Source organism: Flectobacillus sp. BAB-3569 (assembly GCF_002270355.1).
GTDB classification, from domain to species: domain Bacteria; phylum Bacteroidota; class Bacteroidia; order Cytophagales; family Spirosomataceae; genus Flectobacillus; species Flectobacillus roseus.
The window spans coordinates 100,718-127,658 of sequence record NZ_NJFZ01000017.1; the positions used below are offsets into that span (position 1 = coordinate 100,718).

The 26,941-nt window shown below is 36.1% G+C and carries 25 protein-coding genes; 13 read left to right on the forward strand and 12 right to left on the reverse strand.

The window, feature by feature from the left end; all coding sequences use genetic code 11:
• Positions 1-45: 45 nt before the first annotated feature.
• Entirely contained in the window at positions 46-3,183 is a 3,138-nt protein-coding gene (locus BWI92_RS16380; protein ID WP_229363218.1) for a TonB-dependent receptor, read from the reverse strand.
• 153 nt (positions 3,184-3,336) lie between these two features.
• Positions 3,337-4,929 carry a glucoamylase family protein gene (locus BWI92_RS16385; RefSeq protein WP_217903427.1) on the reverse strand — a complete coding sequence of 531 codons (1,593 nt, stop codon included), beginning with the start codon at positions 4,927-4,929 and terminating at the stop codon, positions 3,337-3,339.
• A gap of 236 nt (positions 4,930-5,165) precedes the next feature.
• Between BWI92_RS16385 and BWI92_RS16390 the strand changes: the two genes are divergently transcribed.
• The gene (locus tag BWI92_RS16390) at positions 5,166-8,033 is read left to right on the forward strand and encodes a hypothetical protein (protein WP_095164419.1); all 2,868 of its coding nucleotides are present in this window, start codon (positions 5,166-5,168) and stop codon (positions 8,031-8,033) included.
• 92 nt (positions 8,034-8,125) lie between these two features.
• Here the strand turns inward: BWI92_RS16390 and coaD are convergent, their stop codons facing one another.
• From coaD to BWI92_RS16405, 3 genes are all read right to left on the reverse strand, one after another.
• Entirely contained in the window at positions 8,126-8,584 is a 459-nt protein-coding gene (gene coaD / locus BWI92_RS16395; protein ID WP_095164421.1) for a pantetheine-phosphate adenylyltransferase, read from the reverse strand.
• 215 nt (positions 8,585-8,799) lie between these two features.
• A complete protein-coding gene (locus tag BWI92_RS16400) occupies positions 8,800-9,702 on the reverse strand; it encodes a DUF3822 family protein (RefSeq protein ID WP_095164423.1) in 903 nt (300 codons plus the stop codon).
• A 221-nt stretch (positions 9,703-9,923) separates the two neighbouring features.
• Positions 9,924-10,424 (reverse strand): NUDIX hydrolase, encoded by a 501-nt coding sequence (locus BWI92_RS16405; RefSeq protein ID WP_095164425.1) that lies wholly within the window; start codon positions 10,422-10,424, stop codon positions 9,924-9,926.
• A 198-nt stretch (positions 10,425-10,622) separates the two neighbouring features.
• Between BWI92_RS16405 and BWI92_RS16410 the strand changes: the two genes are divergently transcribed.
• Positions 10,623-11,951 carry a hypothetical protein gene (locus tag BWI92_RS16410; protein WP_095164427.1) on the forward strand — a complete coding sequence of 443 codons (1,329 nt, stop codon included), beginning with the start codon at positions 10,623-10,625 and terminating at the stop codon, positions 11,949-11,951.
• Between the two features lie 546 nt (positions 11,952-12,497).
• Here BWI92_RS16410 and BWI92_RS16420 read toward each other — a convergent pair.
• The 3 genes from BWI92_RS16420 to BWI92_RS16430 all read right to left on the reverse strand — a co-directional run bounded on the left by BWI92_RS16420 (position 12,498) and on the right by BWI92_RS16430 (position 15,580).
• Entirely contained in the window at positions 12,498-13,250 is a 753-nt protein-coding gene (locus tag BWI92_RS16420) for an alpha/beta hydrolase (protein WP_095164431.1), read from the reverse strand.
• 76 nt (positions 13,251-13,326) lie between these two features.
• Positions 13,327-13,848, reverse strand: coding sequence for an STM3941 family protein (locus BWI92_RS16425; protein ID WP_095164433.1), 522 nt, complete (start codon positions 13,846-13,848; stop codon positions 13,327-13,329).
• Between the two features lie 670 nt (positions 13,849-14,518).
• Positions 14,519-15,580 carry a PLP-dependent cysteine synthase family protein gene (locus tag BWI92_RS16430; protein ID WP_095164434.1) on the reverse strand — a complete coding sequence of 354 codons (1,062 nt, stop codon included), beginning with the start codon at positions 15,578-15,580 and terminating at the stop codon, positions 14,519-14,521.
• Between the two features lie 282 nt (positions 15,581-15,862).
• Between BWI92_RS16430 and BWI92_RS16435 the strand changes: the two genes are divergently transcribed.
• The 3 genes from BWI92_RS16435 to BWI92_RS16445 all read left to right on the forward strand — a co-directional run bounded on the left by BWI92_RS16435 (position 15,863) and on the right by BWI92_RS16445 (position 18,161).
• Positions 15,863-16,324 carry an Lrp/AsnC family transcriptional regulator gene (locus BWI92_RS16435; RefSeq protein ID WP_095164435.1) on the forward strand — a complete coding sequence of 154 codons (462 nt, stop codon included), beginning with the start codon at positions 15,863-15,865 and terminating at the stop codon, positions 16,322-16,324.
• A gap of 228 nt (positions 16,325-16,552) precedes the next feature.
• Positions 16,553-17,410 carry a DUF4846 domain-containing protein gene (locus BWI92_RS16440; protein ID WP_095164436.1) on the forward strand — a complete coding sequence of 286 codons (858 nt, stop codon included), beginning with the start codon at positions 16,553-16,555 and terminating at the stop codon, positions 17,408-17,410.
• 277 nt (positions 17,411-17,687) lie between these two features.
• Complete coding sequence (locus BWI92_RS16445; protein WP_095164437.1) at positions 17,688-18,161, forward strand: hypothetical protein; 474 nt, start codon at positions 17,688-17,690, stop codon at positions 18,159-18,161.
• Between the two features lie 374 nt (positions 18,162-18,535).
• Here the strand turns inward: BWI92_RS16445 and BWI92_RS16450 are convergent, their stop codons facing one another.
• A complete protein-coding gene (locus BWI92_RS16450; protein ID WP_095164438.1) occupies positions 18,536-18,898 on the reverse strand; it encodes a helix-turn-helix transcriptional regulator in 363 nt (120 codons plus the stop codon).
• A 150-nt stretch (positions 18,899-19,048) separates the two neighbouring features.
• Here BWI92_RS16450 and BWI92_RS16455 point away from each other — a divergent pair, with 150 nt between their 5' ends.
• The 8 genes from BWI92_RS16455 to BWI92_RS16490 all read left to right on the forward strand — a co-directional run bounded on the left by BWI92_RS16455 (position 19,049) and on the right by BWI92_RS16490 (position 24,091).
• Positions 19,049-19,240, forward strand: coding sequence for a hypothetical protein (locus BWI92_RS16455; protein WP_095164439.1), 192 nt, complete (start codon positions 19,049-19,051; stop codon positions 19,238-19,240).
• A 520-nt stretch (positions 19,241-19,760) separates the two neighbouring features.
• Entirely contained in the window at positions 19,761-19,925 is a 165-nt protein-coding gene (locus BWI92_RS27355) for a hypothetical protein (protein ID WP_176464455.1), read from the forward strand.
• Between the two features lie 48 nt (positions 19,926-19,973).
• Positions 19,974-20,528, forward strand: coding sequence for a hypothetical protein (locus BWI92_RS16460; RefSeq protein WP_141234812.1), 555 nt, complete (start codon positions 19,974-19,976; stop codon positions 20,526-20,528).
• 507 nt (positions 20,529-21,035) lie between these two features.
• Entirely contained in the window at positions 21,036-21,830 is a 795-nt protein-coding gene (locus tag BWI92_RS16465; protein WP_095164441.1) for a hypothetical protein, read from the forward strand.
• 642 nt (positions 21,831-22,472) lie between these two features.
• A complete protein-coding gene (locus BWI92_RS27360) occupies positions 22,473-22,772 on the forward strand; it encodes a hypothetical protein (RefSeq protein ID WP_095164443.1) in 300 nt (99 codons plus the stop codon).
• Positions 22,773-22,878: 106 nt separating this feature from the next.
• A complete protein-coding gene (locus BWI92_RS16480; RefSeq protein ID WP_141234813.1) occupies positions 22,879-23,184 on the forward strand; it encodes a hypothetical protein in 306 nt (101 codons plus the stop codon).
• Positions 23,174-23,638: a hypothetical protein gene (locus tag BWI92_RS16485; RefSeq protein WP_095164447.1), complete on the forward strand. Its 465-nt coding sequence runs from the start codon at positions 23,174-23,176 to the stop codon at positions 23,636-23,638. Before BWI92_RS16480 ends, BWI92_RS16485 begins: the two co-directional genes overlap by 11 nt.
• 57 nt (positions 23,639-23,695) lie before the next feature.
• Entirely contained in the window at positions 23,696-24,091 is a 396-nt protein-coding gene (locus BWI92_RS16490; RefSeq protein ID WP_095164449.1) for a hypothetical protein, read from the forward strand.
• 56 nt (positions 24,092-24,147) lie between these two features.
• On the opposite strand, the gene BWI92_RS16495 is transcribed toward BWI92_RS16490, so the two are convergent.
• The 3 genes from BWI92_RS16495 to BWI92_RS16505 all read right to left on the reverse strand — a co-directional run bounded on the left by BWI92_RS16495 (position 24,148) and on the right by BWI92_RS16505 (position 26,872).
• Positions 24,148-24,468, reverse strand: a complete 321-nt coding sequence (locus BWI92_RS16495) for a hypothetical protein (protein ID WP_095164452.1) — start codon at positions 24,466-24,468, stop codon at positions 24,148-24,150.
• A gap of 379 nt (positions 24,469-24,847) precedes the next feature.
• Positions 24,848-25,933: a hypothetical protein gene (locus BWI92_RS16500; RefSeq protein ID WP_095164454.1), complete on the reverse strand. Its 1,086-nt coding sequence runs from the start codon at positions 25,931-25,933 to the stop codon at positions 24,848-24,850.
• Positions 25,934-25,936: 3 nt separating this feature from the next.
• Positions 25,937-26,872 (reverse strand): tetratricopeptide repeat protein, encoded by a 936-nt coding sequence (locus BWI92_RS16505; protein ID WP_176464456.1) that lies wholly within the window; start codon positions 26,870-26,872, stop codon positions 25,937-25,939.
• Positions 26,873-26,941: the final 69 nt, after the last annotated feature.

Consider the following 26,941-nt stretch of genomic DNA (forward strand, 5'->3'; position numbering starts at 1 on the left):
TTCTCTTTTCAGTTTCTAAAAATTCTTTTCGCTTAATTGGAATGATTAGAAAGTAACATTTAGACCAAAGTTGTAGGTAGCATACATCGGATACACGTTGGTATCAATACCCGCATTGATTGTTGCGCTTGTACCGCTTGTAGCCGCGCCACTGCTGTTGTAAGCACCTGTAACTTCAGGCGTAAAACCTCTATATTTGAAGAAATTCAGAGCATTTTGTGCGTTAGCAAATACACGCAATTTTTTGATATGTAATTTGTCGGTGATATTGCTAGGAAGCGAGTAGCCCAACTGGATATTACGTACACGGAAGTAAGCACCGCTCTCTACGAAGAAAGAGTTTGGACGATAGTTATCACCACCACCGATATTTACTGAAGGATAGGTATTTGAAGTACCTTCACCATGCCAACGGTTGTTGTAGAAATCTTTAGTAAAGTTTTCGTTACCGTAACGCAAGCCTAGGTTGGCATTATAAATATCTACTCCCGCTACGCCTTGGAAATCTAACATTAAATCAAATTGTTTGTAGTTCCAGTTGGTATTGATACCATAGCTAAATTTAGGGTTTGGATTACCTAGTGGAGCACGGTCAAGGTCTGAAATAACGCCGTCTGGCTTGCCATCTGGACCGCTAATATCACGATATTTGAAATCGCCTGGTTTAGCATTTTTCTGAGCAGAAGCAGCTACCTCAGCTGTATTTTGGAAAATCCCATCTACGATGTAACCAAAGAACTGACCAATAGGCTGACCTTCGATGGTACGAGTTGATAAAGCACCACCCGTTGAAGCTGCACCACCTGAATAGATAGGGTTAGCACCTGTTACTACACGCAAAACCTTGTTATCGTTGATACCAATGTTACCACCGATTGAGAAAGAAAGGTCATTTGAAATCGTATTTTTGTAGTTCAACACAAACTCATATCCTCTGTTTTGAATATCAGCTTGGTTACCTGTGATTGTGCTAGAGCCAGTACCAATAGAAGAAGGAATGGGAATATCAAAAATCGCCATTTCAGTTTTTCTATTGTAATAATCAGCTTCGAATGTCAATTTGTTTTTCAAGAAAGCCATTTCTATACCTACATCTGTACCCACACTTCTTTCCCAGAAAGTAGTCGGAGGAACGACTGAGTTAATACTCGCACCTGTATAGATTTGATCTCCGAAAATTGCCGTTAAATTAGCCGCTTGATTTACACGCAATACTGATACGTTGGCAGGAACAGAAGCGTTTCCTACTTTACCCCAGCTCGCTCTAAATTTCAAGTTGTCAAAGATTTTTTGGTCTTTCATGAAATCTTCTTCAGAAACTACCCAACCCAAACCAACAGATGGGAAATAGCCCCAACGGTTATTACCAGCAAACTTTGAAGAACCATCCGCACGCAATGAAGCATTTACCATATAACGGTTTTTAAAAGCATAGTTCACACGGCCGAAATAAGAAGCAATTGTACTCAAATCGCCGTAATCACTAATCTGACGACCGTCAACATTTCCTAAGGTTAAATACAAATCCCCTTCAGATTTGTTAGGAACATTTTGCGCAGAAGCATTGATGCCATAGGCACGATAGCTCTGTGCCGACTGACCTACCAAAATTCTCACATTGTGATCTTTGTTGAAGGTATTGTCATAGCTCAAAGTATTTTCCAAAATCCAATTACGGTTTTCCGCTCTACTTACATTTAGCGTACTTACGGTAGTACGTTGTCTTAAAGTAGCAGCAAAAACTGGCGTGTAGTTACGCACTTCTGTTTGTCTGAATTCGCCACCAATACTTGTATGAAAAGTGAAATGTTTGGCAAAATTCAAATCAGCAAATACATTACCTGTCAGGCGATAGTTGGTTGTTTTTTGGTTGTAAAAATCCAACGTAGCTTGAGGGTTATAGTTAGCACCATCCCCTAAATTGTAATCACTTGGATCGCCATATGTTCCGTCCGCATAATACACTGGTACTACAGGAGCTGCTGAATATAATTGTCTAAATATTGCTGGAGGAGCATCTTTTGAAGTACTTGCCGCACCTGTTACCGAATAACCAACTTTCAAGTTTTTGAATAATTGGTAATCATTTTGTAAGCGAGCAGTGTAACGGTCAAAGTTATTACCTTCTACCAAACCTGCTTGGTTCAAATAGCCTAATGAGAAATTATAAGTTGACTTCTCAGAACCACCAGCTAATGAAATTTGGTGATTGGTTACTGGTGCACTTCGCAACCCAACACGATACCAGTCAGTACCTTTGCTAAATTTAGAAGGATCAAGCACTTGGCTACCACCGTTGATAATCGACAATTCGTTTACCATTGTCGCAAACTCGTTAGCATTAGCCATTTCTAATTGGTTGCTCACACGTTGAACACCATAAGAAGCATTATAAGTAATAGTTGTTTGCTCAGCTTTTCCTTTTTTAGTAGTAATCAAAATTACACCATTCGCCGCACGAATACCGTAAATAGATTGCGCAGAGGCATCTTTCAATACGTTCATTGACTCGATATCAGCTGGGTTCAAGAAAGAAATATCATCAAACCAAACACCATCTACCACGTATAAGGGGTTAGGATTACCATACACCGTACCCAAACCACGAATACGAATTTGTGGTGAAGCACCAGGCGCACCAGAGTTATTAATCTGTACCCCAGCTACTTTACCTTGTAATGAGCTCACGGCGTTTACAGAAGCTTGTTTTGAAATTTCTTCGCCTTTTACCGATACAACAGCTCCTGTCACATCCATTTTTCGCTGAGTACCATACCCTACAAATACTACCTCAGCCAATTCTTTTGAAGAATTTTGAAGGGTAATATTGATACTACTTCTGCCGTTTACCGACACTTCCTGCGTTTCATATCCCACCGACGAAATCACTAATACAGCATTGTCGGTCGTAGAGAGAGAGAAATTACCGTTTACATCGGTATTAGCGCCCTTGTTGGTTCCTTTAACACGAACCGCCACGCCAGGAATAGGCTCACCTTTAGCGTCGGTTACTTTACCAGTCACTTTGGTATCTGCCACTGACTGCACATATCTTGGCAATACTTTCGCTTCCGAAAATACTGGCCCTGCGACCATCGTCGCCAAGCAAGCATATCTAAAAAATTGGGTTATTGGTTGTACGTACCCTTTTCTAGATAAAAAAGTAAATGGTTTTTGTTTCATACGTTTTGCTAATTAGAAATGTAAGCACTAAGCATTGAGGTAAGGAAAAAGGTGATTAAGTAATGGTTTGGGGTTTTATCAACACTTACCCTACACTCGTTTATTTAAAATATGATGGAGAGTCAGAAACAATTCTTCCCTTCCATAGATGTTTTATTTTAAGTGGATTGTTAAAGAAATCTCAGTGTTATTTTGCAAAATTGTGGCCTTGTACGTTCCATATTTCGCTTTGAAATGTACCTTTTGCATCCCTTTTAGGTTCGATGTGGAAGCTACTAAAACTTGTTTATTACCATTTTTGTCAGTAATAAATACCTCAACGGGTTCTGAACCTTTTACTGCAAAGTCTAGGATAAAGTCATCCGAATCTGGGTGTTTGGTTAGGTTCACATCCTTGGTTTCAGGGTCGGGCTGATACATATAGAACCCAGTTGGATATTCAGGTTTATTGATGCCCATTTTCTTCAAACCTATTTGTAGTTCTTTAATGTTCTCGCCAAGCTTCCAAAGCAAACCTGAACGATAGTTTTCAATCATCACCACCATTGGTCCTTGGTCTATGGCCAAATACTGATTTGAATACCAGTTTTTGGTAGCATTGAAGGCATCATAAAATCCGTACTTTCCGAAAAGAGTAGCTCCTTTTTTCAAATACATAAAACGCATCGCCTGATAGGACTCGAAAGGTGTGTACGGGAAAGATGACACCGCTGCCGTTGGGCTAATTGTCCCGTTGTCGTTGGTTGGTGAGTGAGCATCATAAAAATTATAATCATCACTTGCGGTCAAACCCCAGTTTTCGGTCGAATAGCCAAACTCCTTCGGTGCTTCTTTCACACAATGTTTATAATTGATGAGTGTTTGAGCTTGATTATGTTGCCAGTAGTTAGTCTTTTCATCTTGCATCAAACGTGGGTCAAGACTTAAGTATGAATAATGAGCAAAAAACAAGGAGCCTCCATACGGAAATCCTACTTTTAGTTTATATCCTAAATAGTCTTTACCGTTTTCGTAAAAATCACTTTTCTTCCATGTGTTTTGATATACCTCTGGCTTGATGGCATGTGTTGGCGAACCCAATGCTAACACATAAGTAATCAAACACTCATTATAGCCTCTAATAGGCATATTCATATCCCAATTGTATTGCGGTGACCAGTGCCAGTACAAATGCCCATCGCCTCTTGAAGCATACCAATCCCATTCTACACTTTCCCATAGTTTTGTAATGGTATCTCTTAAATTCTTCTCAGCAGGGTTATTGGCGTCAAAGTATTCACGTGCTACCAACAAACCATTGACCAAATAAGCGGTTTCTACCAAATCTCCTCCGTTGTCTTTTTCTCCAAAAGGCACCATTTTTCCCGTTCTTCCATCCAACCAGTGTGACCATGCACCATGAAATCGCTCTGCTTTCCCTAAGAAGTTTGCCATCTTTTGTAAATGCTTGACAGCCTCTGCTCTCGAAATCCAACCTCTGTGAACTGCAGCTACAATACTTTGTATTCCAAAACCAGTACCTCCCGAGGTAACTATATTAGGTGTGGCAGTCCGCTCGGGAGCCATGCCAGAAATCGGATGTGCAAAATCCCAGAAATATTGAAATGTGGCTTTTTGTACCGTCTCTATATACTCATATTTTTCATTGAGCTTTACCAGTTTTGCAGGTGTTTCTATCTTATGTTGTGCCCATCCAGACTGCATCATTCCCAGTGCAAGTCCCAAAGCTAATGTTGCTTTTTTCATTATTTCAGTCGATTTGGGATAGATTTTTCTAAAATCAAAAACGGTTGTTTTATGGTTTTAGAAATAATACTTCTCTAAAGAATTGTTATTTTTTTTATAAAAACTTTAAATTTGACATGGCAAATGTAGATTTAAAAACAACCTCATTCCTAATTTTGGGGTACATCATTACTACATCAAAACCCTTTTTTTTCACTGTTTAGGCATATTTTAACTACGTCATACACAATTTTAGGATGATTGAAGCGACTTTGGGATTGACAGAATTATTTTACCAGAAAAATATTCGTGTATTTTTCATCTTCTTATTTTTGAGCACCTCTCCCCTGTTTGGTCAGGGTACAGGAACAATCAATTCGATTGGCAGTCCTGAGGTAATAAATTTTAACAAACAGCAATACGGCGCCCATTATCAAAACTGGGATGCAACGCAAGATCCACTGACTGGTTTTATGTATTTTGCGAATTCGAAAGGAATGCTAGAATATGATGGTAGCAACTGGAAAACCTTTGAGTTGCCCCGTAAGCAAATCGTTCGATCGGTGGCTGCAGATGGTACAGGCAGAATTTATGCGGGAGGTATGGGGTGTTTTGGATACTGGGAAGCGAATGATAAAGGAACCCTAACTTTTCACTCTTTGACCCACCTAATCAAAGATCAGGAATTTCCTCGTGAGGAAGTATGGCATATACTACCCTACAAAGACGGCATTTTATTTCAATCTTTTGCTTTCATGTACTTTTACCAAAATGGTAAAGTTACTAAGCTTAAAAACCCCGGTACAATTCTTTTTACCCATGAGGTACATGGGAGGCTTTTTGTAGAAATTATTAATAAAGGACTTTATGAAATCGTCAATTCTACCTTTCAATTATTACCTCAAGGCGAAAAGTTGAGCAAAGAAGCTATTGATGTGATTTTACCTTATGGAAAGAACCAATTATTAATTTGTACCAACAATGGTCTTTTTGTACATGATGGTAAATCCGTAAAACCACTCAATGCCAAAACCAATGAGTTTTTCCAACAATTTCGACTCAATCGTGCCATCCAACTTCATAATGGACAATATCTTTTTGGTACCTTATTAAATGGTATTGTCTTGACCGACCAGCAAGGCAATATCCTTCGTCATATTAATCAGCGTCAAGGTTTACAAAACAATACCGTGCTGACGCTCTTCGAAGACAAAACACATAATGTATGGGTCGGACTAGACAAAGGAATCGATTTGTTGATATTGAGTTCGCCATTGAGATTTTATCGAGACTTAGAAGGCTATCTGGGAACGGTGTATGATATTGAATCTCTCAATGGTTGGCTATATGTCGGAACCAATCAAGGATTGTATTGTAAACCGATCAACTCTGCTGAGTCATTTAAAATTGTTCCTCGTACCCAAGGGCAAGTATGGGACTTGAGTGTTATCGACAATCAATTATTTTGTGGACATAACAATGGAACCTTCATTGTTGACCAAAACCAAGCAACTCAAGTCTCAGAAATCACAGGAGGATGGACTATCAAAAGACTTCGAAGTAATCCTAATTGGCTAGTTCAAGGAACTTACACAAGACTCTGTTTTTACAAAAAACAAGAGAATGGCTCATGGAAATTTGACCATGTTTTAGAAAAGTTTCCCGGCTCATTTACTCAGGTCGAAGAAGACAATATGGGTGATTTATGGATACATGGTCCGTCTACTGGCATCCACCACCTTCATCTTGATAAGAATTTTAAAACTATTCTTTCCAATCAAAAATTTGATGGTGCTGAGTTTCAAAACAACACTTTAAACCTTCGATTTTTCCAAAATAAAATCCTCATTACCACCTCCGAAGGTTTAAAATCTTACAATTCACAATACAAACAATTTAAGGTTGATGAGCAACTTCAGAAGTGGCTATTTGGCGCTGTCATTCAAAAGATTTTCCCAATCTCCAACGATGAGCTCTATGTATTGCGAAAGGATGGCTCTCTTAGCTATGCCAAAGTAGGTCATACCCCCATAGATATCCCTGTTCCTAATAATCGCTGGGTAGACCTTTATGAAAATGTGGTAAAAATGAACAATGGAGAGGTACTGGTTTGTACCGAAGATGGCTTTGTCACCTTACCAGACCCACATACCCTTTCGAATGTCAGCACTGAGAGTGCAAAGCCATTTATTCGAAGTGTATCAGTACTTGAAGATAGCACAGCCTACATTTATCGATTTCCTCCTCAAAATCAAGAAATCACCCTTAATTACGATGAGAACAGTTTGAACATTATTTTCAGTACCACTAGTATAAACCCCAAGATAAAATATAGCTACTGGTTAGAAAATGGAATGAAATCATGGTCTCCATATCAGTTTATTTCCATGAAAGAATTCAGTAATCTTCAATCTGGAACTTATATTTTTCATTTGAAATCTAATCAAGATAATTCTGAAAATACTATCACCATCACGATTTTACCACCTTGGTACTGGAATGCATGGAGTAAGGGACTATATCTGACCATTTTTATCGTCATTAATTTACTTTTTTATAGATACCAAGATCGAAAATTCCGACTAAAACAGTTAAAAGAACGTAGAAAACTCGAACGCAGAATCAGAAGACAGGCTGAGTTGAACGAACAGGAAATTATTCGTTTACGAAATGAACAATTAGAGCAAGATGTAATCAGAAAATCGGAGGAGCTTGCCAACTCTACGATGACGTTGATTAAGAAAAATGAACTGCTTTTGGATATTAAGCAAGAGGTAGACAATCTCAAAAAAGAATCTGGTCGAAATGTTGGCAATCAAGCCTATCGCCAGATTATGAATTTGATTGATAGTAATATCTCATCAGAACAAGATTGGCAGGTTTTTGAATCAAATTTCAATAAAGTACACGAAGAGTTTTTGAAAAAACTGATTGAGCTTTATCCCAATCTCACACCAAGCGATTTGAAATTGGCGGCCTATCTACGCATGAATCTATCAAGTAAGGAAATTGCACAGCTCTTTAACATTACGCACCGAAGTGTCGAACTAAAGCGTTACCGTTTGCGTAAAAAAATGGAATTGGATACCGAAGTAAACCTTGGTGAATTTATGATGAAAATATAAACACGAATCCTCAAAAACACGTAGAGCCGTTGCATGCAACGGCTCTAAACAAAATTCGTATTGAAATACCTAATACTGATCGTTTTATCAAATTATTCCTCCAATTTGTAGGGCAAAAATTCATCAACATTGGTACCATAACGGTGTAAGTCACGAATTATCGTAGAACTGATGGGTGCCAAGTGTGGCGATGTTATCAGAAATACCGTTTCCAGTCCTTTTACCAAATAACGATTTACCTGAGAAATAGAGTTTTCATATTCGAAATCAGTCGTATTTCGTAGACCTCGAAGAAGAAAATTTGCATTCATCTCTTGTGCTACAGTAGCAGTTAAATTGTTATAAGCCACTACCCTCACTGGTTTTCCTACAAAAGTTTGCTCAATCCACTCGGTCATTTTTTCGATAGAGAAATAGCGACTTTTGTTTGTGTTATGACCAATACCAATAATTACCTCATCAAAAATCTCCAAAGCTCGTAGCACGATATCTTCATGCCCTTTGGTGAATGGATCAAATGACCCAGGGAAGAACGCAATTTTTTTATTCACTTTTTCTCAAGTTTTAATCACAGTTAAATGAAATAAGTTTTCATGCAAAACTAAATTGCATTATTTGGCTTTCGGCTATTAGCAATGGACTCTTGGCTAAAAGTATAAAATTATATTACTATTTCAAGACTTTATCTTGGACTTATTTTTTAGACAGTTTGTAAACTGAAGCAAAAGCAAGTCCGAGATTTAGTATCGAACCAGAAAGTTAATTTTTACATTCCATCTTTCATTCCGATATAATTTTTCGGAATTTGTCCCTCCTCCCAGGCTCTCACTGTCTGAAAATCCCCTAATTCTACATTGGTAACATATTCAGAAAGAATGGCCAATAACTGTCCGTCAGCACCTAACTCACCAAACAGCTTCACAAAGGATTTTTCAGGACTGATTGACAATTCACTTAACGTTGCTAAGATATAAAATAATGCATCGTTGGTGGATCTTATTGGAAACCTATTGCACAACTGCAATTTTCCTTGTTTGATCACAACCACATTTATGGCGTCTTCTTTGACATAAACGTACATCACAGGCTCGTTGCGTGCCTCTGCTTTTGCCACTTCTAAAACTATCTGACAAATAGGAGTGTATTGAATCTCAACAAGCGGATACGTTTGAGAAAACCAATTTAATAAAGCAGTTTCAATACTAAAAACATGCACTAATCCGAATGACTCATCTGCCTGAGAAAGAATTTGCTCTGAATTGCTAATCAATTGACCTTTTGCCAATTGAAGATATTTCTGCATAAATTCTTTTCTAAAATATGGCAAAGGTACTTGCACAAAAGACTGAGAATCGCATTGTATATGAATTGAATGCCATTTGATAGACTTCAAAAATTCATGCGAAGAATAAACAAAACTAATATTATCAACCACACTCGAATCGGCATCTAACCAAGAAAGAGAATATTCTTCGACCCAAATAATTTGTGCTGTGACAGAATCTTTTACCCAAAAACAGAAACTCTTCGATGAAATTTCGAAGAATAACTGATAAGTTGGAATTTTCTCAACATCAAAATTTGGGAGAAAAAATTTTCCTTTAGGTTGAATATTTGAAATAATCGCCTCCAATTGTCGTATGGGGTTGAAGAGGGTAAAATCCATCATAAAGTACTACATTGTATTTTCACTACCAGAACCACTATCATTATTTCCTGTTATGAAAACATTAAATCTACATTAACAGGGATGCAAAAATACAATTCTGCTTCAAAATATGTGAAGAATTCTATGAATTGCAAACGATTATTCGTAATTTTTGCTGACAATCAAGCAATTAGCCTTTTCATCAAACAGAATTAGACTTTTTACTTTTGTGATTGTCAAGCTTAAGGCATTTTAGCGCAAAATCCTTTTATGGAGAATAACTCCTCTAGAGAGTTACAGAGCGAGAAAACTCTATGTGCTTGAGCTGTTGGCAGTTGTTTGATTTCTTCAAAACTCATCCATTTAATTTCCTGAATTATTTGGTCTTTCATCTCTGGATCATATCCTTTTTGGGCTTTTCCGTGTGTGATTTCAACCTTAAAAAATAATTCGATAGCATGAAGAGGAGGTTCTAGGAATTCATTTACAAAAAGCATCTCTCCTATGGTAATGTCGGTTTGAGTTTCCTCTAAAAATTCTCTTTTGAGTGCTTCATTCACTGCTTCGCCGTATTGAAGCCCCCCACCTGGCGGACACCAGAAGTCTGCCCCTTGCACTACACCAGCGTGATTAATCATTAATATTTTTTGGTCTTGGACACAAATTCCACATACTCTCAATCGTAACTTTTGAGCATATAAATTCAAGACTTGTTGGTGTGCCACATCTGTAATGGTACTCATTATAGTAGTTTGTTAACCAAGTGATTAAGTAATTTTGTACAAGGATATATCTCCACTATGTTTCGATGGGAATTAAGCTTCAAAAAGAACATTTCCCTAAGATATACCAGATTAAGAGGGTAAAAATACAGCAAAAAATACTAGGATTTCACAAAATATCAGAATCATATTTCCGAATTGGCAAATTTTTAAAAAGTCATGTGTGATACTTTCGTAGTGCCTCCTAAATCGAGTAAAGAGCAATGTTGGATTTTTGGAAAAAATTCCGACCGAGAACCCAATGAGGCTCAGTCGGTTGTGGATATACCCGCTCAAGAACACGCTGCTGGTAGCCTCCTGAATTGCACCTATCGAAGTGTTCCGCAAGCCCGATTTACCAATCGAGTGATTCTTTCAAAACCTTTCTGGATGTGGGGTGCCGAAATGGGAGTTAACGAACAGGGAGTCGCAATAGGGAATGAAGCAGTTTTTACCAAAATACCGCTCAACAAAGAAAACACAGGACTTACAGGCATGGATATGCTTAGAATTGCCTTGGAGAGAAGTAATTCGGCCGAAAACGCCTTGGATTGTATATTGGAACACCTTCACAATTTTGGGCAAGATGCTTGCGGAGGCTATCAAAATCGCAATTTCTTCTATCATAATTCCTTCTTAATCGCCGATGCAGAAAAAGCTTTTGTCCTCGAAACAGCAGGTAAATTATGGGCTATCGAGTACGTAAAAGGTGCCAGAAGTATTTCGAATGGACTTTCTATCGGAAACAGCTACAACGAATTGGCTCCAGATGCGATAGATTTTGCCAAAAAGAAAAAGTGGATTAAACCGCATGAAGATTTTAACTGGGCAAAAGCCTTTTCATCGTCCTTTATGAGTTGGGCTAGCGGCTGTAAAGTCCGACAAATACAAAGTAATACACAGGTACAACAACCTTATTTTGACTTACATCGTGGTATCGATCTTTTGAGTTCGCACCATGACGGAGAAGATTTTCAGGCGCATAAGGCCACGACCAAAGATATTTGTATGCATGCCACAGGTGTGCTTTGTCCTAATCAAACGGTTGGCTCCATGTTAGCTTTCCTCAAACCTCGTACTCATAGTTCGGTTTGGGTGACGAATACCTCAAATCCCTGTTTATCGGTTTTTAAACCATTATATTTTTACGATAAATCAGAACTACCGCTTCAACCAACACAATCGGCTGATCATTCGATATGGTGGCAAGCCGAAAAACTGCATAGATTGCTCCTATCAGGAAAAATAGAAGAACCTCACCTCCAATATATCCTCCAAGACATTGCCAAAACCAGAGATACGATTCATCATCAAGAGATTGGGCATGATGTGTTGGTAAAACAAGGGCTAATGTCGTCTGTTTCGGCCACCCGATTTGCCTTTCAATCGTATCAAAATCACTTAAAAGACTGGTTAAAATGGGCGATTGAGTCTCCACAAAAGCGTTTGGTATATCCTCCAATGTATAATTTTTTCTGGAAAAAACAGGGAAAGAATGCTGGGCTTTAAATTCTTACTCTGAGAGGTCTTTGTTTTAATCATTTAAAAACAAAAATGAAAGCCATGCAAAGAAAACTAATATGTGAATTATTAAGATAGATTTGTCGCTGCTGGGATAAGTCATCAAATTGATAATCGAAACTAAAATCGCACCTAAACTGATAAGTCCAATCAAGAAAAAGAATAACATATCAAAACTTGGCGTACAGACTCCAGATTTAAAACTCTTACTATTGTGAGCTAGAACAGCGAATACGAGTAGACCAATATACATACTCAAACACAGGACAACTTTCTTATTTTTTATCATCTTGTTTATTTTAAGTAATAGGAAAGATTAAATTGATAATATATCTGCGGTATATAGTGACAGTATCCTTCTGATTATGAGTTTATTCTGATAGATGATATACTGTTAACTAATAACTCCCTTCTACTTATTAAGTATAAACAAATAATTTCCAACCACAACCACCTACATTCAAATTTACATAGTAAGCTTTGATGATAGAATCTTTCTGAAATGACCTCTTTCAAGGTCACGATTTACAAAACTCAATCATTAGATTGTAAAAAATGTAAAACGTAAGTTTGAATCTCTTTTCTTTGGCGTTCGTCAGCGTGGTTGTCCATGTCGTTATGGGGAGTATTAGGAAGCATAATTATCTGAATTGACCATTTTTTTTGCTCGAACTCATTTGGCAAAACGCCCTCATCTGCTGGTTGATCGCTGGATCTCAGCGTATAAATTTTGGGTAATTTTGTCCTAGGAAGAGACATCCGTCGATTATCGAGGGTAATTAATTTATGGACAAGATTGGGATATTTTTGACCAAACAGTGCGGTTATATCTCCTCCATTAGAATGCCCAATCAACGACAAATTTTTGAAATCTAATTTCGGATATTGGAGTTTTAATTGGTCTATTGCAAAATGGATATTAACAACCCCTCTTTCCCAGAAAGGTCGGCGCACAATTTGAGGAATTCCCGAGGTAGGAATAAGACTGTCTGTCGTAAGTTCATGCTGAATACTAAGTACAAAAAATCCGTTTTCCGCTAAAAAATTCGTCAAATAGGTGTAATGAAGATAAGCTGTTCCATCATTTTGACCATATCCGTGATTGAAAATAACAACTGGATACTTTTTTGTTTTGGAAAAAGTCTTGGGCTTAAAAATGGCAACAGGTACTTTACGATTTCTCGAAACATCAAACCACGTTAGCGTATCACATGAAACAGTTTTTGACTGCGAAAAAAGAGGAATTGAGATAAGACTCAGAAGCACCCAACAAAGTAATTTATGCATTTGGTTTTAGAGACAAAGATTTCAAAAATCAAAAGTATAAATCCTTCGAAATAATCAGGGTACTTCATGGATTTAATTATTCGATAATTCTCAACTTTTTTATCAATGCTATCTTTTCAGGTGTATCACCACACACCATATTATTGATAAAGTGGTTGAGTTGAGTTCCATCGATTGACAAATCAGACGTAAAAATATACATTTCCGAAATTTCATTTTTACCGAAATAACTCAAAAAAGAATGCTTTTTGACTGTTAATGGCTCACGGAGTTTAATACGAATAAATTGCTGTTTAAAAATCGAAATATTCTCCGATAACCTAATATCGTCCCATCTGATTAGCGAATTTCTTGACCAACGGTAATCACATATTCCTTCCTCAGAAATAGATACTTGGGTTTTATCCGAAAATAGTTTGACCACACCCTGTAACACGCCAGCTCCGAAAAAAAGAATTCCGACAAAAAAAATACAAAACTCTGTGATATCAAGCTGCTTATGGGTGAGTCCCCAAGTACAAAGCAAAACAAAAACGAAAGAAATAGTAAAGGGAGCAATAGTCTTATTGAATTGCGAATGGAAATTGATGGTAGCCATAATTCAGGTGTTTTTATGTGTACATTTCTGCATCTAAGTTACTATCAATTCCGTAAAAGAAAAGATTTTGGTTAATTTTTTTGATGATACAATCGTATTAAAAATCCTAACAAAAAACTTAGTCTTGAACTTAGTTATGAATCCCCAATCGCCGAATTAAATATTTGATTACTAATATATTGCCACCTCAATTTACTAGATTCAATTTTATAAAAGCCAAAAGCACCATAGGTACGACAGACTTCAACATGGTTGGCTTTCTATCGCTCCTACGGCGCAAATGGAATAAATCTTTTTTGAAAATCATATACACTCATTACTCAACAAGAGTCCCATACAAAAGATTTTCGACTATTTCAGATTTGGAATTTCTGATTTCAAGGATGAAGTAGAATAACGCGAGTTTTTACAAAAATAAATTAGGTATCCAATATCTAAGTTAGCGAGCAAAATAAGCTTTAATAAACGAAAATTATCTTGTCTTCCTTTGTACAAGCTCCGTAGGAGCTGATAAAAAGACTGAGTTCTGTAGAAAATCCTAATAAACAGGCTTATCAATGTTATATAATTGATAATTAAAATTTTACATTCACAATTCACAACTCATAATTCAGCAGAAATACTTGACATCTGAAATAAACAGTTTCCATCATCCTACGTAAACTCCTGACTAACAACTCGTCATAACAGGTTGTGGTAGTCGACTTATAGCTCTAAAATCCACAAACTCTGTTTCCGATGAAATATACTGAGGCTGAGATGGCTCCTCTTTTACCAAATCTGTACTTAAATATTTTTTATTACTATCGCACAACAAGGTTACGACCACAGAATCTTGACCTAGCTGTTCATGGAGTTTTATCGCACCTATCACATTGGCACCAGCAGAAATCCCAACCGCTAAACCTAACTGCGTCGAAAGTTTTTGTGCCATAATAATGGCATCCCCATCATTTGCCTGAATCACCTCATCCAATTCTTTTAATTTTACCAAATCAGGAATGAATTCATCTGAAATCCCCTGAATTCGGTGAGAACCAACCTTATAACCAGTCGTCAAAGTTGGACTTTCAGCAGGTTCTAATGGATGAAGCTTGATGCTTGGATTCATAGACTTCAGAAAAGCTCCAGTTCCCATTATGGTACCACCTGTTCCAACACCAGCAACAAATGCATCAGGAACTAATCCAATACTCTCTAGTTGATGCCAAATTTCGGGTCCAGTAGTTTTTTCATGTGCCATGGCATTCCAAGTATTTTCAAACTGGCGTGGCAAAAAGTAGGTATCAGAATTAGCACGCATCTCTTCTGTCAACTTAATACTTCCCAAAAATCCACCCTCCTCCTTACTTATCAGCAGAATGTCTGCACCAAGTGACTTGATAATATCAATTCTTTCTTTACTCAACCAGTTGGGCATCACAATAGTCACAGGATGTCCAAGCGCTTTACCGATGGCAGAAAATGCTATCCCAGTATTGCCACTTGTCGCCTCAATGATGGTATCTGTTGGACGAATCAAATTTTGAAGGTAGGCCTGTTGCAAAATAAACAAAGCCATACGGTCTTTAATACTTCCTGTCAGATTATAGTGCTCACATTTTACAAAAACTCTCCCCTCCTTTCCTTTGTACAAATACTTGAGCTCAAGCATAGGCGTGTTTCCCACCAATTGCCATAAACTCTTAAATTTAGTTTGCACACGATCGTTTGTTTCAACAGAATAGTTCATGATAGTCTTTATCTAATTATTTGTAAATTCTCTGACAAATGTCCTAGATTTTCAAATTTCATCATATACCTACGATAATTTTCCATAAAATATTCGGTTATTTACACAATTACTGAATATTTTTCAGAATTAGATTTGAGTTATGAGCTTAGGCAATTGGTAACAGGCATTTTAAATCCAATTTTGCTCACATACAAAAAAGCATATTTCTCTAATTCCGAAATCAGAAATCCCATATCCACAATTGATTAAAATCCTTCATAAAGTCCAAATAGCAATAACATGAACTCCTTAGACCAGACCGACATAGAGATATTGAAACTGCTTCAAGAGAATGCAGAGTTATCCATCAAAGAAATAGCCAATAAGACCTTCAAATCGAACGCCTCTGTTCACGAGAGGATTCGAAGACTTAAGGAAAATGGCTATATCAAAAAAACCGTAGCCATATTAGATAGACGACTGGTAAACTGTAATTTGATAGCCTTTTGTCATGTCCTATTAAATAATCATGCTTCAAAAACCTTAGATTCTTTTGAAAAAGAAGTGATTAAGTTTCCAGAAGTAATGGAGTGTTATCAGATGACGGGGACTTTCGATTTTATCTTAAGAGTAGTTACGCCAGATATCGACGCATATCACGATTTTTACAGAAACAAACTCGCTAACCTAGCAGATATTGCAACAGTTCAAACTTTCTTCGTTCTTTCTGAAGCAAAAAGTGAAACTGCTTACCCACTTTAGCGAATCCATTTGAATTTAGTGAAAGAATTGGATGGGGTGCATTTATTTAAAGGTCGAACATTTAAAATATCAGCTTGCTGATTCCGTTATACTAACCTCAGCAAGGTGCACCTTTATTACTTATAATATAAATTGTGGGGAATCAATCAAGCACAAATAACCAACACTAAATTTCTCATATACAGCACACTACATTTTACTAAAATTTCATTTAACCTTCTTCCTATTATGAAAATCTATTTTATTCTTGCGCTAATTTTCTTGACTAATCATTGCAAAGACACAACATCTTCCAGCACCACATTAAGCAATAACCCTAGGAATACAGTCAATCCACAGAAGTTGATTAATGCCACTGGGAACACCCTTGCCACTAGGTTCAATCCACCTTTGGGATATAAAAGAAGAAAACTACCTCCTGCCTCCTTCGGCTATTTTTTACGAAATCTTCCCTTAAAACCCATAGGTTCAAAAGTGATGTATTATAATGGTTCCTTTAAAAAAGCGAACGTTTATGAAGCTGTAGTTGACATGGAAATATCAAATGAGAATTTACAGCAATGCGCCGATGCTGTCATGCGTTTGAGGGGAGAATATTTGTACGCCAAAAAAGCTTACCATGAAATTTCCTTCAGACTAACAAATGGCTTCAGGATGGATTACTCAGAATGGATAAAAGGCAACAGACTTGCTGTGGAGGGCAATCACACGTATTGGCGAATGAAATCATCTCCTTCCAACACTTATCAAGATTTTCGTAGATACATGGAGGTTGTTTTTGCCTATGCTAGTACGATATCCTTATCTCAATCTCTCAAATCTAAGAATTTAGGAGAGCTTCAGATTGGTGATGTTTTTATTCAAGCAGGTTCGCCAGGACATGCAGTCACCGTTGTGGATGTTGCAGAAAACGATAAAGGGAAAAAAATGTTTCTGCTCGCACAGAGCTATATGCCAGCTCAAGAAACACAAATATTACGAAACTTTAATGACAAGAACATTAGCCCTTGGTACTCAGGCGATATAGCTGACAAGCTATTCACTCCTGAGTGGACTTTTATGTCTTCTCATTTAAAAGCATGGTAAAATCACCGATATTTCCAGAAATTCAAACTTTCTTCACAAATACCTCTCATAGGCAAAGCAAATTCATTTGTCTGGTGGCAAAATAATTCATCGCTTTCCGTGTAATAGATCGAACAGCTTTTCAAGTGATAATCGTATAAAATCATAAATCAGACAACGCCTTTTTAGCTATATTTATAAGGAGTTGACAATTTTTTAAGTTATTGAGAAAAACACTCCATGTTATAAATCAAAGATCACAAAAACGTTTTTATTCACCTTATAAATTCCTAGCATTATGTCTGATGACCAAGAAATTACACCAGAGAATTCAGTTATTAAATATGGACACTTTTCTGTGATCGAAGAAGAGTTAGACTTTCCTTTCGATGATTTAGAATCAAGATTTGACAAGGTAACTAGCTGGCTCCAACAAATATGTGATGAAGGTGGTCCAGCACATTCAATCAAAGAATATAGAATCGGTTTAATCTATTCAGAATTTGAATATACACTTTCATTTCATGGCGTTAACGCATACCAACAAGATCGCCATACAGAACTAATTAAAATAGAATTTCAACCCACTGAACTATTTTTTACCCTTCCAAATGACTATTTTGAAGGCCTTACATACGACGCAATTAAGGAAAAAATCATGGAAGAGTTAAGCAAATTTGTAAAGAGTGATGCTTTCAAAAAATCTTTTATCTCACAAGCCCAAAGTGTAATTTTTCAACCCACTGGAGATGTGCTTTGGCCAGAGGAGTAGTATGTAATAATTGGGAGAATTGAATTGGGTATTGTAATTGTTTAATTTTTTAACATTTGTAAAACTGTGTAAAATTTAAGTAATAAAAAAAGCTTAAACACAGGTCAAAAAGTGTTCCAAAACAACGAAAAATAAAAATGTTAGTAAAATTAAAAAAGTGCCTTGGTTGCAAGTAGAGGGGCTTTTTGAGGTATTTCAGAGGATTGCGGAAAATCTGATATAAAACAAAAAAGCGAGCTAAGTAGCTCGCTTGCAAGTCCTTAATTCTGTAGGTTGTGGTCTCGTAGGGATTAAGACCTTGCTGATTATCAATGGCTTACAAGTCAAAACTTGCAACTGTTAGTAAAAATGTTAGTAAATGGGGCAAAAAAAACCTAAGCCACACTTGCCAACACGCCTTGTCTTCTACTAACATACTTAAAATTTCCGCTTTGCGTCAATTGGGATTCAGCTTTATAGGCTCTTATTTTCCAATTTTGAGCTTCTAATGTTGCTTCTTCAACTAATCTTTTCCAAAATCCAACTGGTTCAGCCTTTACAGGTTCGATATCCAAGAAGTAGTTTAATGGTACTTCCAACACCTCACAAATTTGCTCCAAAGTCCTTACCTTAATAGTATCATTATCCTCCATACTTTTAAATCCATCCAGCGACATTCCAATATGCTCGCAGAGCTTACCTTTTGTCATTCCCTTGTCTTTTAGGGCTTTTTTAAGTTTTTCCGAAAAATTTTTCATAATGTTTTCGTTTTTTATGCCTAAATGTTTTGAAGTTTCGTTATTTATACCGATTTTTGTTGAACAAATACCGAACAAATAACGAACATTAAGCGAATATATGATGAACTTCGTTTATTTTTCAGCATTTTGATAAAAAAATTTAAAACTATGGAAGGTTCTTTAGACAAAATTCTAACTGCATACAGAAAAAAAGCTAGAAAAGACAAAGCTCCGTTTAAACAAAAAATGGGTATTTTTTTCGGTTATGGAATCAGAGCAGTTGACCATAGATTAGAAGGTAGAACTCCTTTAAGTGAAGATGAAGAGATATACCTTTTAAAAGAGCTTAAATTATTATAGACCCTTTAAACTATGACAACTTTACACCCTTATACCCTAAGTCGAATAGAAACTGTATGCTCAATTTCAATCGTATTATTTTCCATCGGATTATTTGAATCTGAAGTTTTAATGCCATTTAATGAAGAGCTTACACACATTCTGAAATAAGATTCTACGCACTTTTTAAATTGTTCAAAATCTATCGGGTTTGTATTTGAAAAAGGGTTGCTTATTTGCAGAGGAGCTGATTGGTACGAAAAATCAAGAGAGCAAGTTTGCATGATATCGCAATAGTATTCTAAATATCTCCCATTGAGTATCAACGAGAAGAAAGTTCTTGAAAACACGTGTTCATTATCACAACTAAGTTTTGGTGATTTTTGAACGCATTTGTAGAAAGTAATTGTTGCGCTTTGAGTCATTCTGATTTATAGCTTTTGAGTTTTCTAAGAGAACTATTTTGTCATTATTACTAAGATACGCATTTTATTTGATTGGATTAATAGTTCATTACGTTCATTTAACCCTCTATTACACCATGAATATTCCAGAGTTCGTCCGTTCTTTGTCGAGTGACCCACTTATTCAGTTTTTCTTTGCCATGTGTTTGGGAGGTTTGTTTATGGCCTTCTTTGGTGAGCTTCTCTGCAACTCGAAGTTTTTCAGAGATTTATTGATTGGAAAGGACAACGATAATGCCTAACGATTTTCATATATACGCAGGATTTGTGATAGGTGCTTTGCTAGTGGCATGGTACTATCGAAACAACAAAAGACCTCCGACCAGTTGCCTATGAAACGTCCGAATATCCTTTCAAAAGTCTATGACGTGATGGATGATTCTCAGCAGGAAACCTTTCGGCAAAAGCTGAAGGAAATCGGCTTGAATTCTAGGGTTTTCCATGAGAATTACAAGCTTGACACCTGCAAAATCAATGTCATGGATTGTTACGATTTGATGGTGCTGATACTCGCACCCGACCGACAATTTGAGCATCCCTATTATGTGCTTGACTCGATTTTGAATCCTAGGAAAAAGCCTAAAAAAGTAGCCTCAACAGTGACACCTGAGCCACGAAAAAACGTAGCTAAACAAGTTGATTTAGAGGATATTATTGAGGAGAGAAAGGAGGAGTTGAAAGAGGTGGATTTGTCGAGCAAAATCCTGAGAATTGTATTTTCTGGTTACTCCTTACAACAATTGAAATTAACTGACGGCTCGCTCGTGAAAGTTGATCCACGATACGAGTACCATTATAAAAAAGATATTGTGGGCTATCGAATGGTAGCACCGACAATGAAGTAAGTTTAGAGAGAGCATCATAAACACCCGATTCGCTTGGGTTGGGTGTTTATTTCAACAATGTTGGCTTTATCAAGAAATTACCCTTGGTAAGTGGGTTCGATTCCCAGTGTTGAGCTAGGCCTATGCCTTTTGTAAGTAACGTTTCACCTTTAAATTTTCCGTTTATGGATTCATCCTAGACAATCACGTATATAGCGACTCGTTAATTCTGCCTGCGTAGCTAACAGGGGGATTTATACACTTTTTTTCCAAACATAATTTTGTGTTAGGGTGGGTAAATATTGCCTGTACTTTAGCAGTTTTTTTTCAGAGTCGCGCTCTGTTATTCCATAGTTATTCAATCTGTTATTCTGACAGTTATTGTTAATCATAGTAGCATAACATTTTAGTTAGAATAACTCTTAACGTGTTTTTTTTAGATTTTTATTACTGTTCCCTAACAGAATAACAGATAGGACGCCCCTGCCTGAATGGGAATTCTTTGCTCAAAACTAAACTCACAAAACAATGACAAATTTTCAGATTTCTAAAGACCAATTCGCTAGCATCGCACCACGCAAACTTTATGGCAACAAACAAGACTCAAGTTTCTATTGGGTAATTCAGTTAGACCCCACTCAGAATAAGGCACAGGAAATCGTAGGATACTCCATGCTGAATAATGACCGTGAGAACGACGATAAAGTCTATGTACTCTGCCAAAAGCTTACCATGCTATTTACCAAGGGATACGTATTTAGATGCCTTAGAATTGATTTCTACAGCCTTTTAAACCCTGATACTACTCCATTCCTTACAATTTCACCTCAAGGTTTCAACGGAGCTGAGAAGGTCATAAAACACCCCATTATTAATTCAGTCCTCAATAAGCTATTTGACACACACTTTAGATGCGTTGAAGCAAAGCAAATACCTAATTTTATAGCTGTCCTCTACAACCAGTTCCCTGAAAAACAATCCAAAGGCAAAAAGTACAAAGACGAAATCGCAAATACCAAACTACCTCGCAACTACAATTTCTTTAGAGACTATCAACACCTTTGCGAATATATGTTGACCCTGACTAAGTCTAATACAGTCTCTCAGGAACGAATTGACGGCTATTTTAGAGATTGTGTAAAAGTCAGATTTCCAAACTATGATGGAACAAATTTTAATAATCAAATAGCATCTGTCCCACAACAAGCCACCACACCAACCCACGAAGAAATTCGACAAGAACAACAAAAGAGAATTGAGAAACAGCAAAGAACCAGAGAGGAAATGGAGGCTCGAAAACGCCAAATCTATGGTATCAAGTAGCTAAATGAAGGAATTGAGCGTCTGCCAATTTCGGACGCTCATAATTTGATAGCAAACCAAAAGACCAGGAATTTAGATATCCTCTCGAGAGGTAAAAATTGATAGCAAAACATTCAACTAAAAGAAACCTTCGGCTGAAGCTCTTTAAAATTTTGATAGCAATTATGTACACTGACCAAACACTTTTGACTTTTGGGAAATACAAATTCACTCAATTGTGTAGAGTACCACCAGAGTATCTATTGAGAATACATCAAGCTAAGAGCTATTTTAATGCTGAACTCAAAGAGTACATTATCAATAATCTCGAAAGGATAATTCAGCGACGGGACGGCATCATACCAACACCAATAGTATATTTCCCATGCAAAAAGGTTATCTATATTTCGAAAAAAGAAGCTAATAAGTTCCTTGAGTCAATTAAATATTTGGAACAAAATCACAAAAAGCCTGTACGAGCTTACGAGTGTGACAAGTGTGGATATTGGCATATTACTTCACGAGAAACTTTTGATAGCAAAATGAAAGCCCATGAATTTAGATATCCTCTCGAGAAATTAAAAATTGATAGCAAAAATTAAAGCACTGTTGTGTCGACGCAAACAGATCCGTTAAATCTTCACTAAAAATTGATAGCAAACTATGGAATGTAATATATGCAAAAAGGAATATGCATCCCTTTCAAAAGTACCCCTTGGTAAATTGTGTAATGTATGGGCTTGTGATGAGTGTTTGAGAATAATAGAGAAATTGAAAAAGCAATCAACAATGGAAAAGGTAGAGTTTAGAGTATTGCGCTTCGAAGATAGTAGAAGCTCACAAAGTGAATTAGAAATCGGTGGTGTCTACACTGGAGAGATTGACAAGAACAGAGTCTACTTCACAGACCAAGCAGGTGATAATTGGACTTTTTATTTGAACGACACTTGCGAACTTGTATGAAAAAATCAACTGCTCGCAACGAAGCTTTTAACATAGAGTTTTTTGCAGAATCTGTCTCCAATATCATTACTGCGCTTATTGTTTTACTCTTTTTAGCACTTACCAAATGAAACAATTTACAACAATGACGCTCCGAGCTTTGGACAGCGAGGAGAACGAAGACCTAGTTCGAATAATGAACAACGTCATGGACAAAGAAGGTCTCAAAACGGGTCAATCTGTTATAGAATTCATTATCCGTGACTACATCCGTAAAAAGAATGAGCTATACAATGTCAGGGAGGATTTTACCAAGTATAGACAAAATGCTGAAAAGGAGATTAAAACTCTCACAGAGGATAATAAAGGCATGAAGGACACAATGAAGCTTTTCAATGAGTTTTCGAAAATGGTAAAGAAGTATGATAAATAACATAGAACTCAACATTGACCTGTATGAATACCAAGTAATCAGAATAGTTTGCTACAGGCAATACCAACTAATTTCAGCACATTTTAGAGTTCAAAAGTCTGCAAGTATTGACCCATCTTTAATCGTGGCAACACTGTACAGCACTATGTTTTCTGTAAGTCCTGAACTCATCAAGTTGAAAAAGAATGGCTACAAGAAAATAAAGCTCCACTACTACGAGGCACAAGCACTATTCAATATTTTGGGTTTGGAAGGAAGCAACGCCTCACAGCATATCAGGGACAAACTCGACCATTTTATCACCAACTGGAAGCCGACGTATAGAAAGAACTGTCAAGAATGGTACAAAGACTCAGGCTTAGAACAGGCATGGGGAAAATACGAAGATGTTAGTGAGGAAATGGCTGAAGCTATTGAAGGATTTTATAATAAGAATTATTTGAATATTGGGTGAGTTGAATTGGCATAAATGATGGCAATTTTGTTAGTTTTGTGAAAATAAAACTACATAATGAAAAAAACTGCACTACTTCTATTATCTGTCATTGCAATGACATCTTGCACCCGAACTGTAAACCTAACTGACAAAAACGGTGGCGTAAACAAAATCCAAGAAGGGAATATTTCTAATCTCAAAAGAGAGGACATCAAAGTACTTGCAAACGTTGAAGGCTCGAAAACATGGGTTAAAATGGGTCCATTGTTTTTCCTCTTTGGCTCAAAAGGAGGAAATGAATCTGCCAGACGTGAAAAGGTTTATTTGAAGGTCTGTAAGGAGAATAAAATTGACGGGCTACTTCAACCTAAGTTTGAAACAAAGTCTTATACTATACCATTGATTGTTTTCAATTATGTGAAGTATAAGACTTATGTTACAGGGAAGGGGTATGTTATAAAAGCTGATTAAACGGAAAAGCCTTGAGAATTCTCAAGGCTTTTCCGTTTAAAGTATTAATAGCCATTTTAATCAATTTCAATATTATTAAAATATTCTCTAAAATGAACCATTAGCAATTCAATAAATCTCCCTAAAATATATCCTTTAACTCTATTTTCAGGTTCTTCATTTTTTGACCACCAATTTATAACAAAAACTAATGAATTTTCTTTTTCTACAGGTTTCATCATTGCTTTTTCACTCCATTGTTCGGGAGAATGTGAGAACAAATATTCATCTTTTTTATTTTTCTTAATTTCCCAAGTCTCAATTTCCCCATTTGTGATTTGTTTTATGATTCCTCGTAATAGTGCAGGTGGATTATCACAGTTTACTTTTATTTGCATAGTTATCTAGTGTGTTATAGAGTTATGGGAAAGTTTACACTTCTATAAAACTGACCTTTAATTATTGTTTAACGGCGCTTTCTATAATGGTTTCCTGTACTTGGATTCTTATACTTTCCTCCCTTATGAGAACTTCCCCTACCATTTTTATAGTGTCCTCTCTGAGCAGGTACTTCAACTCCAGTTATTGCAGTTATTACGAATGCAAATAGCAGTCCAATTAATAATGATTTTCTTAACATGATTTTTTCTTTTTGAGGTGATTAAATACGATTTACAAGTCTAATTGAATTCTAAAAATAGTGATAAACTACTCAAAATAGAGAAATTTAACAATGTCGAATTCGTTATAAAAAGATGAGTGTATATTAATATACACTCATCTTTTTAATAATCTTTCAAGCATCATGCAAAAAATATCTACATTTTGTTTAATTTGTAGTGTTGGATTTTTACCAGTATCCTTTACAATTTCCACATAATCAGAGTAGAAAGCAAAATTGGCAATCCTTTCAATTCGAATATTGGAATTCTTTTCGATTCCTTGAAATATTATCCTTTTATTAGTCAGATATAGTGTACCTATATCAATTTTTCTAATGTTACTTATTTTATGACTATTTGATGTTGAACCTTCTGGATTTAGATAGAAATCTTTTATAAGATTATAGCTAGTTGAATGACCTGTATGACTTTTAGTGTATCTACTTCCTCTAAATTCAAACCAATTGACATTTGGAATTTTCAAGTACAAGACTTCTGATTTTTGGATTGTAATATCGGATTCTATAACAGGAAGATCTAGATTTTCAATAGCCCAATAACGCTTTAGTTTTTTTAGCTTCTCTTGGATTTGACCATCAAGTTCAATACTTATATTTAGACTTTCAGATATAGCATTTAACTCCTTTTCCTCAGCTGGAGAAAGTCGTTTATTATTTATAATTTTTGATACAAAGTTTTGAACGTATAAACTCCTTGTCTCATATGAAATTTTATAAGCCAGTTCTTTTGGGAGTCGCAAAGTATTTTCTAATTCTTCTAAAAATTCTATTTCAATTTTTGTTAGTCTGCCATCTGACACTGCTTCTTGTAAAGATTGCTTGTAGACTATTTCTCCTATTTTTATGTGTAGATTTTCAATCGTTTTATCATCTAAACCAAGAATTTTTTTTAAATGACTAAGTTCTTGTAGTTCAGTATCAGTCAAGACCTTGTCGACAAGGCAATAGTTAAGATAAACAGCATAAAACTCTTCTAAATTCAACCTGAATTCGTTCAACATACTGAGTTTATACCTATTTTCAATTCCATCAATATCAGTCTGGGAGATACATAAAATAGGCTTAGTAGCTAATAGATTATTAAGTTCTATCACTGAATTCTCTTCAGGGAGTTGATTGAAAAGTCTTTGGAAAAAACTTTGATTATTTAATGGTCTTAGAGTATATAATTTATCATTCATAGCTTATTCGTATTTGCGATATTCCTCATAAACAGGTTCATTCCAATTTTTCACTCCTCCATGATGAGAACAAGCTCCTCTTCCTGTGGCATTGGATGAAGTACCATCCCAACATCTAGTAATGTAATAAGAAACTCTTTTTTTAGGAGGGTTGATTTTATTATAAAGTTTGTTGGCTTTAGAGTCTCCTGATTTAACTAATGGGGCTAAGTCTTCAACTGCTTCTTGAATTCTACCAGTTTTAACGTAACAAATTGCTAGATTATATATGAGTTTAGGGTTTTCAGGATCTGAATCCAGCAAACTATTTAGGTTTAAAATTGCTGTTTGGAATTTGCCTACTCTTACCAAATCATAAGTTTTCAAATAAATGATATCTTTTTTTAATGTATTAATCTGCTCGCTATCGCTTGCAGAACTAGCAAATTTCATTACTTTTTCCAATTGTTGATCTGCTTTTTCAAGATTATTTTTCTCAACAAATCGATTACTCAGGTTGATAAAATAAAATAAACTATCCTTCCTCTGTTGTTCTTTCCTAAATAAAATAGCCTGTTTCTTAACTGCTATGTCATTAGCAAGTTTCTCTTCGTATTCTAATTTTTTATCTAAGTTTGCATAATGTCTTGAGAGAGGAAGTGAACTAACAAATAAAACGATAGACAATATACTCTTAATTTTGGTTGTTAATCTGAATCTAAGTACTTTTTCAAGAAAATCATGCCCAGATGGTATCAGAACAACTCCTATGAAAGCAAATATAAAAGACAATAAGGGATGATATATATATATCATTGATCCAATAAAAAATATAACCCCTAAAGTCCAGTAGATTATATTATTAAATATATTTTTCTTAGAGCGCTTGTAATTACTCCCCTTAAAGTAGTCAGGTAACACTTTCGACTTTTCTGGAATTATGTTTGGTAAGTATCTCATTTCTAATATCATTTATTAACTGTAATTCATGGTTCTCTTTGTAGTCTTCTTTTTTAGTATATTATATTA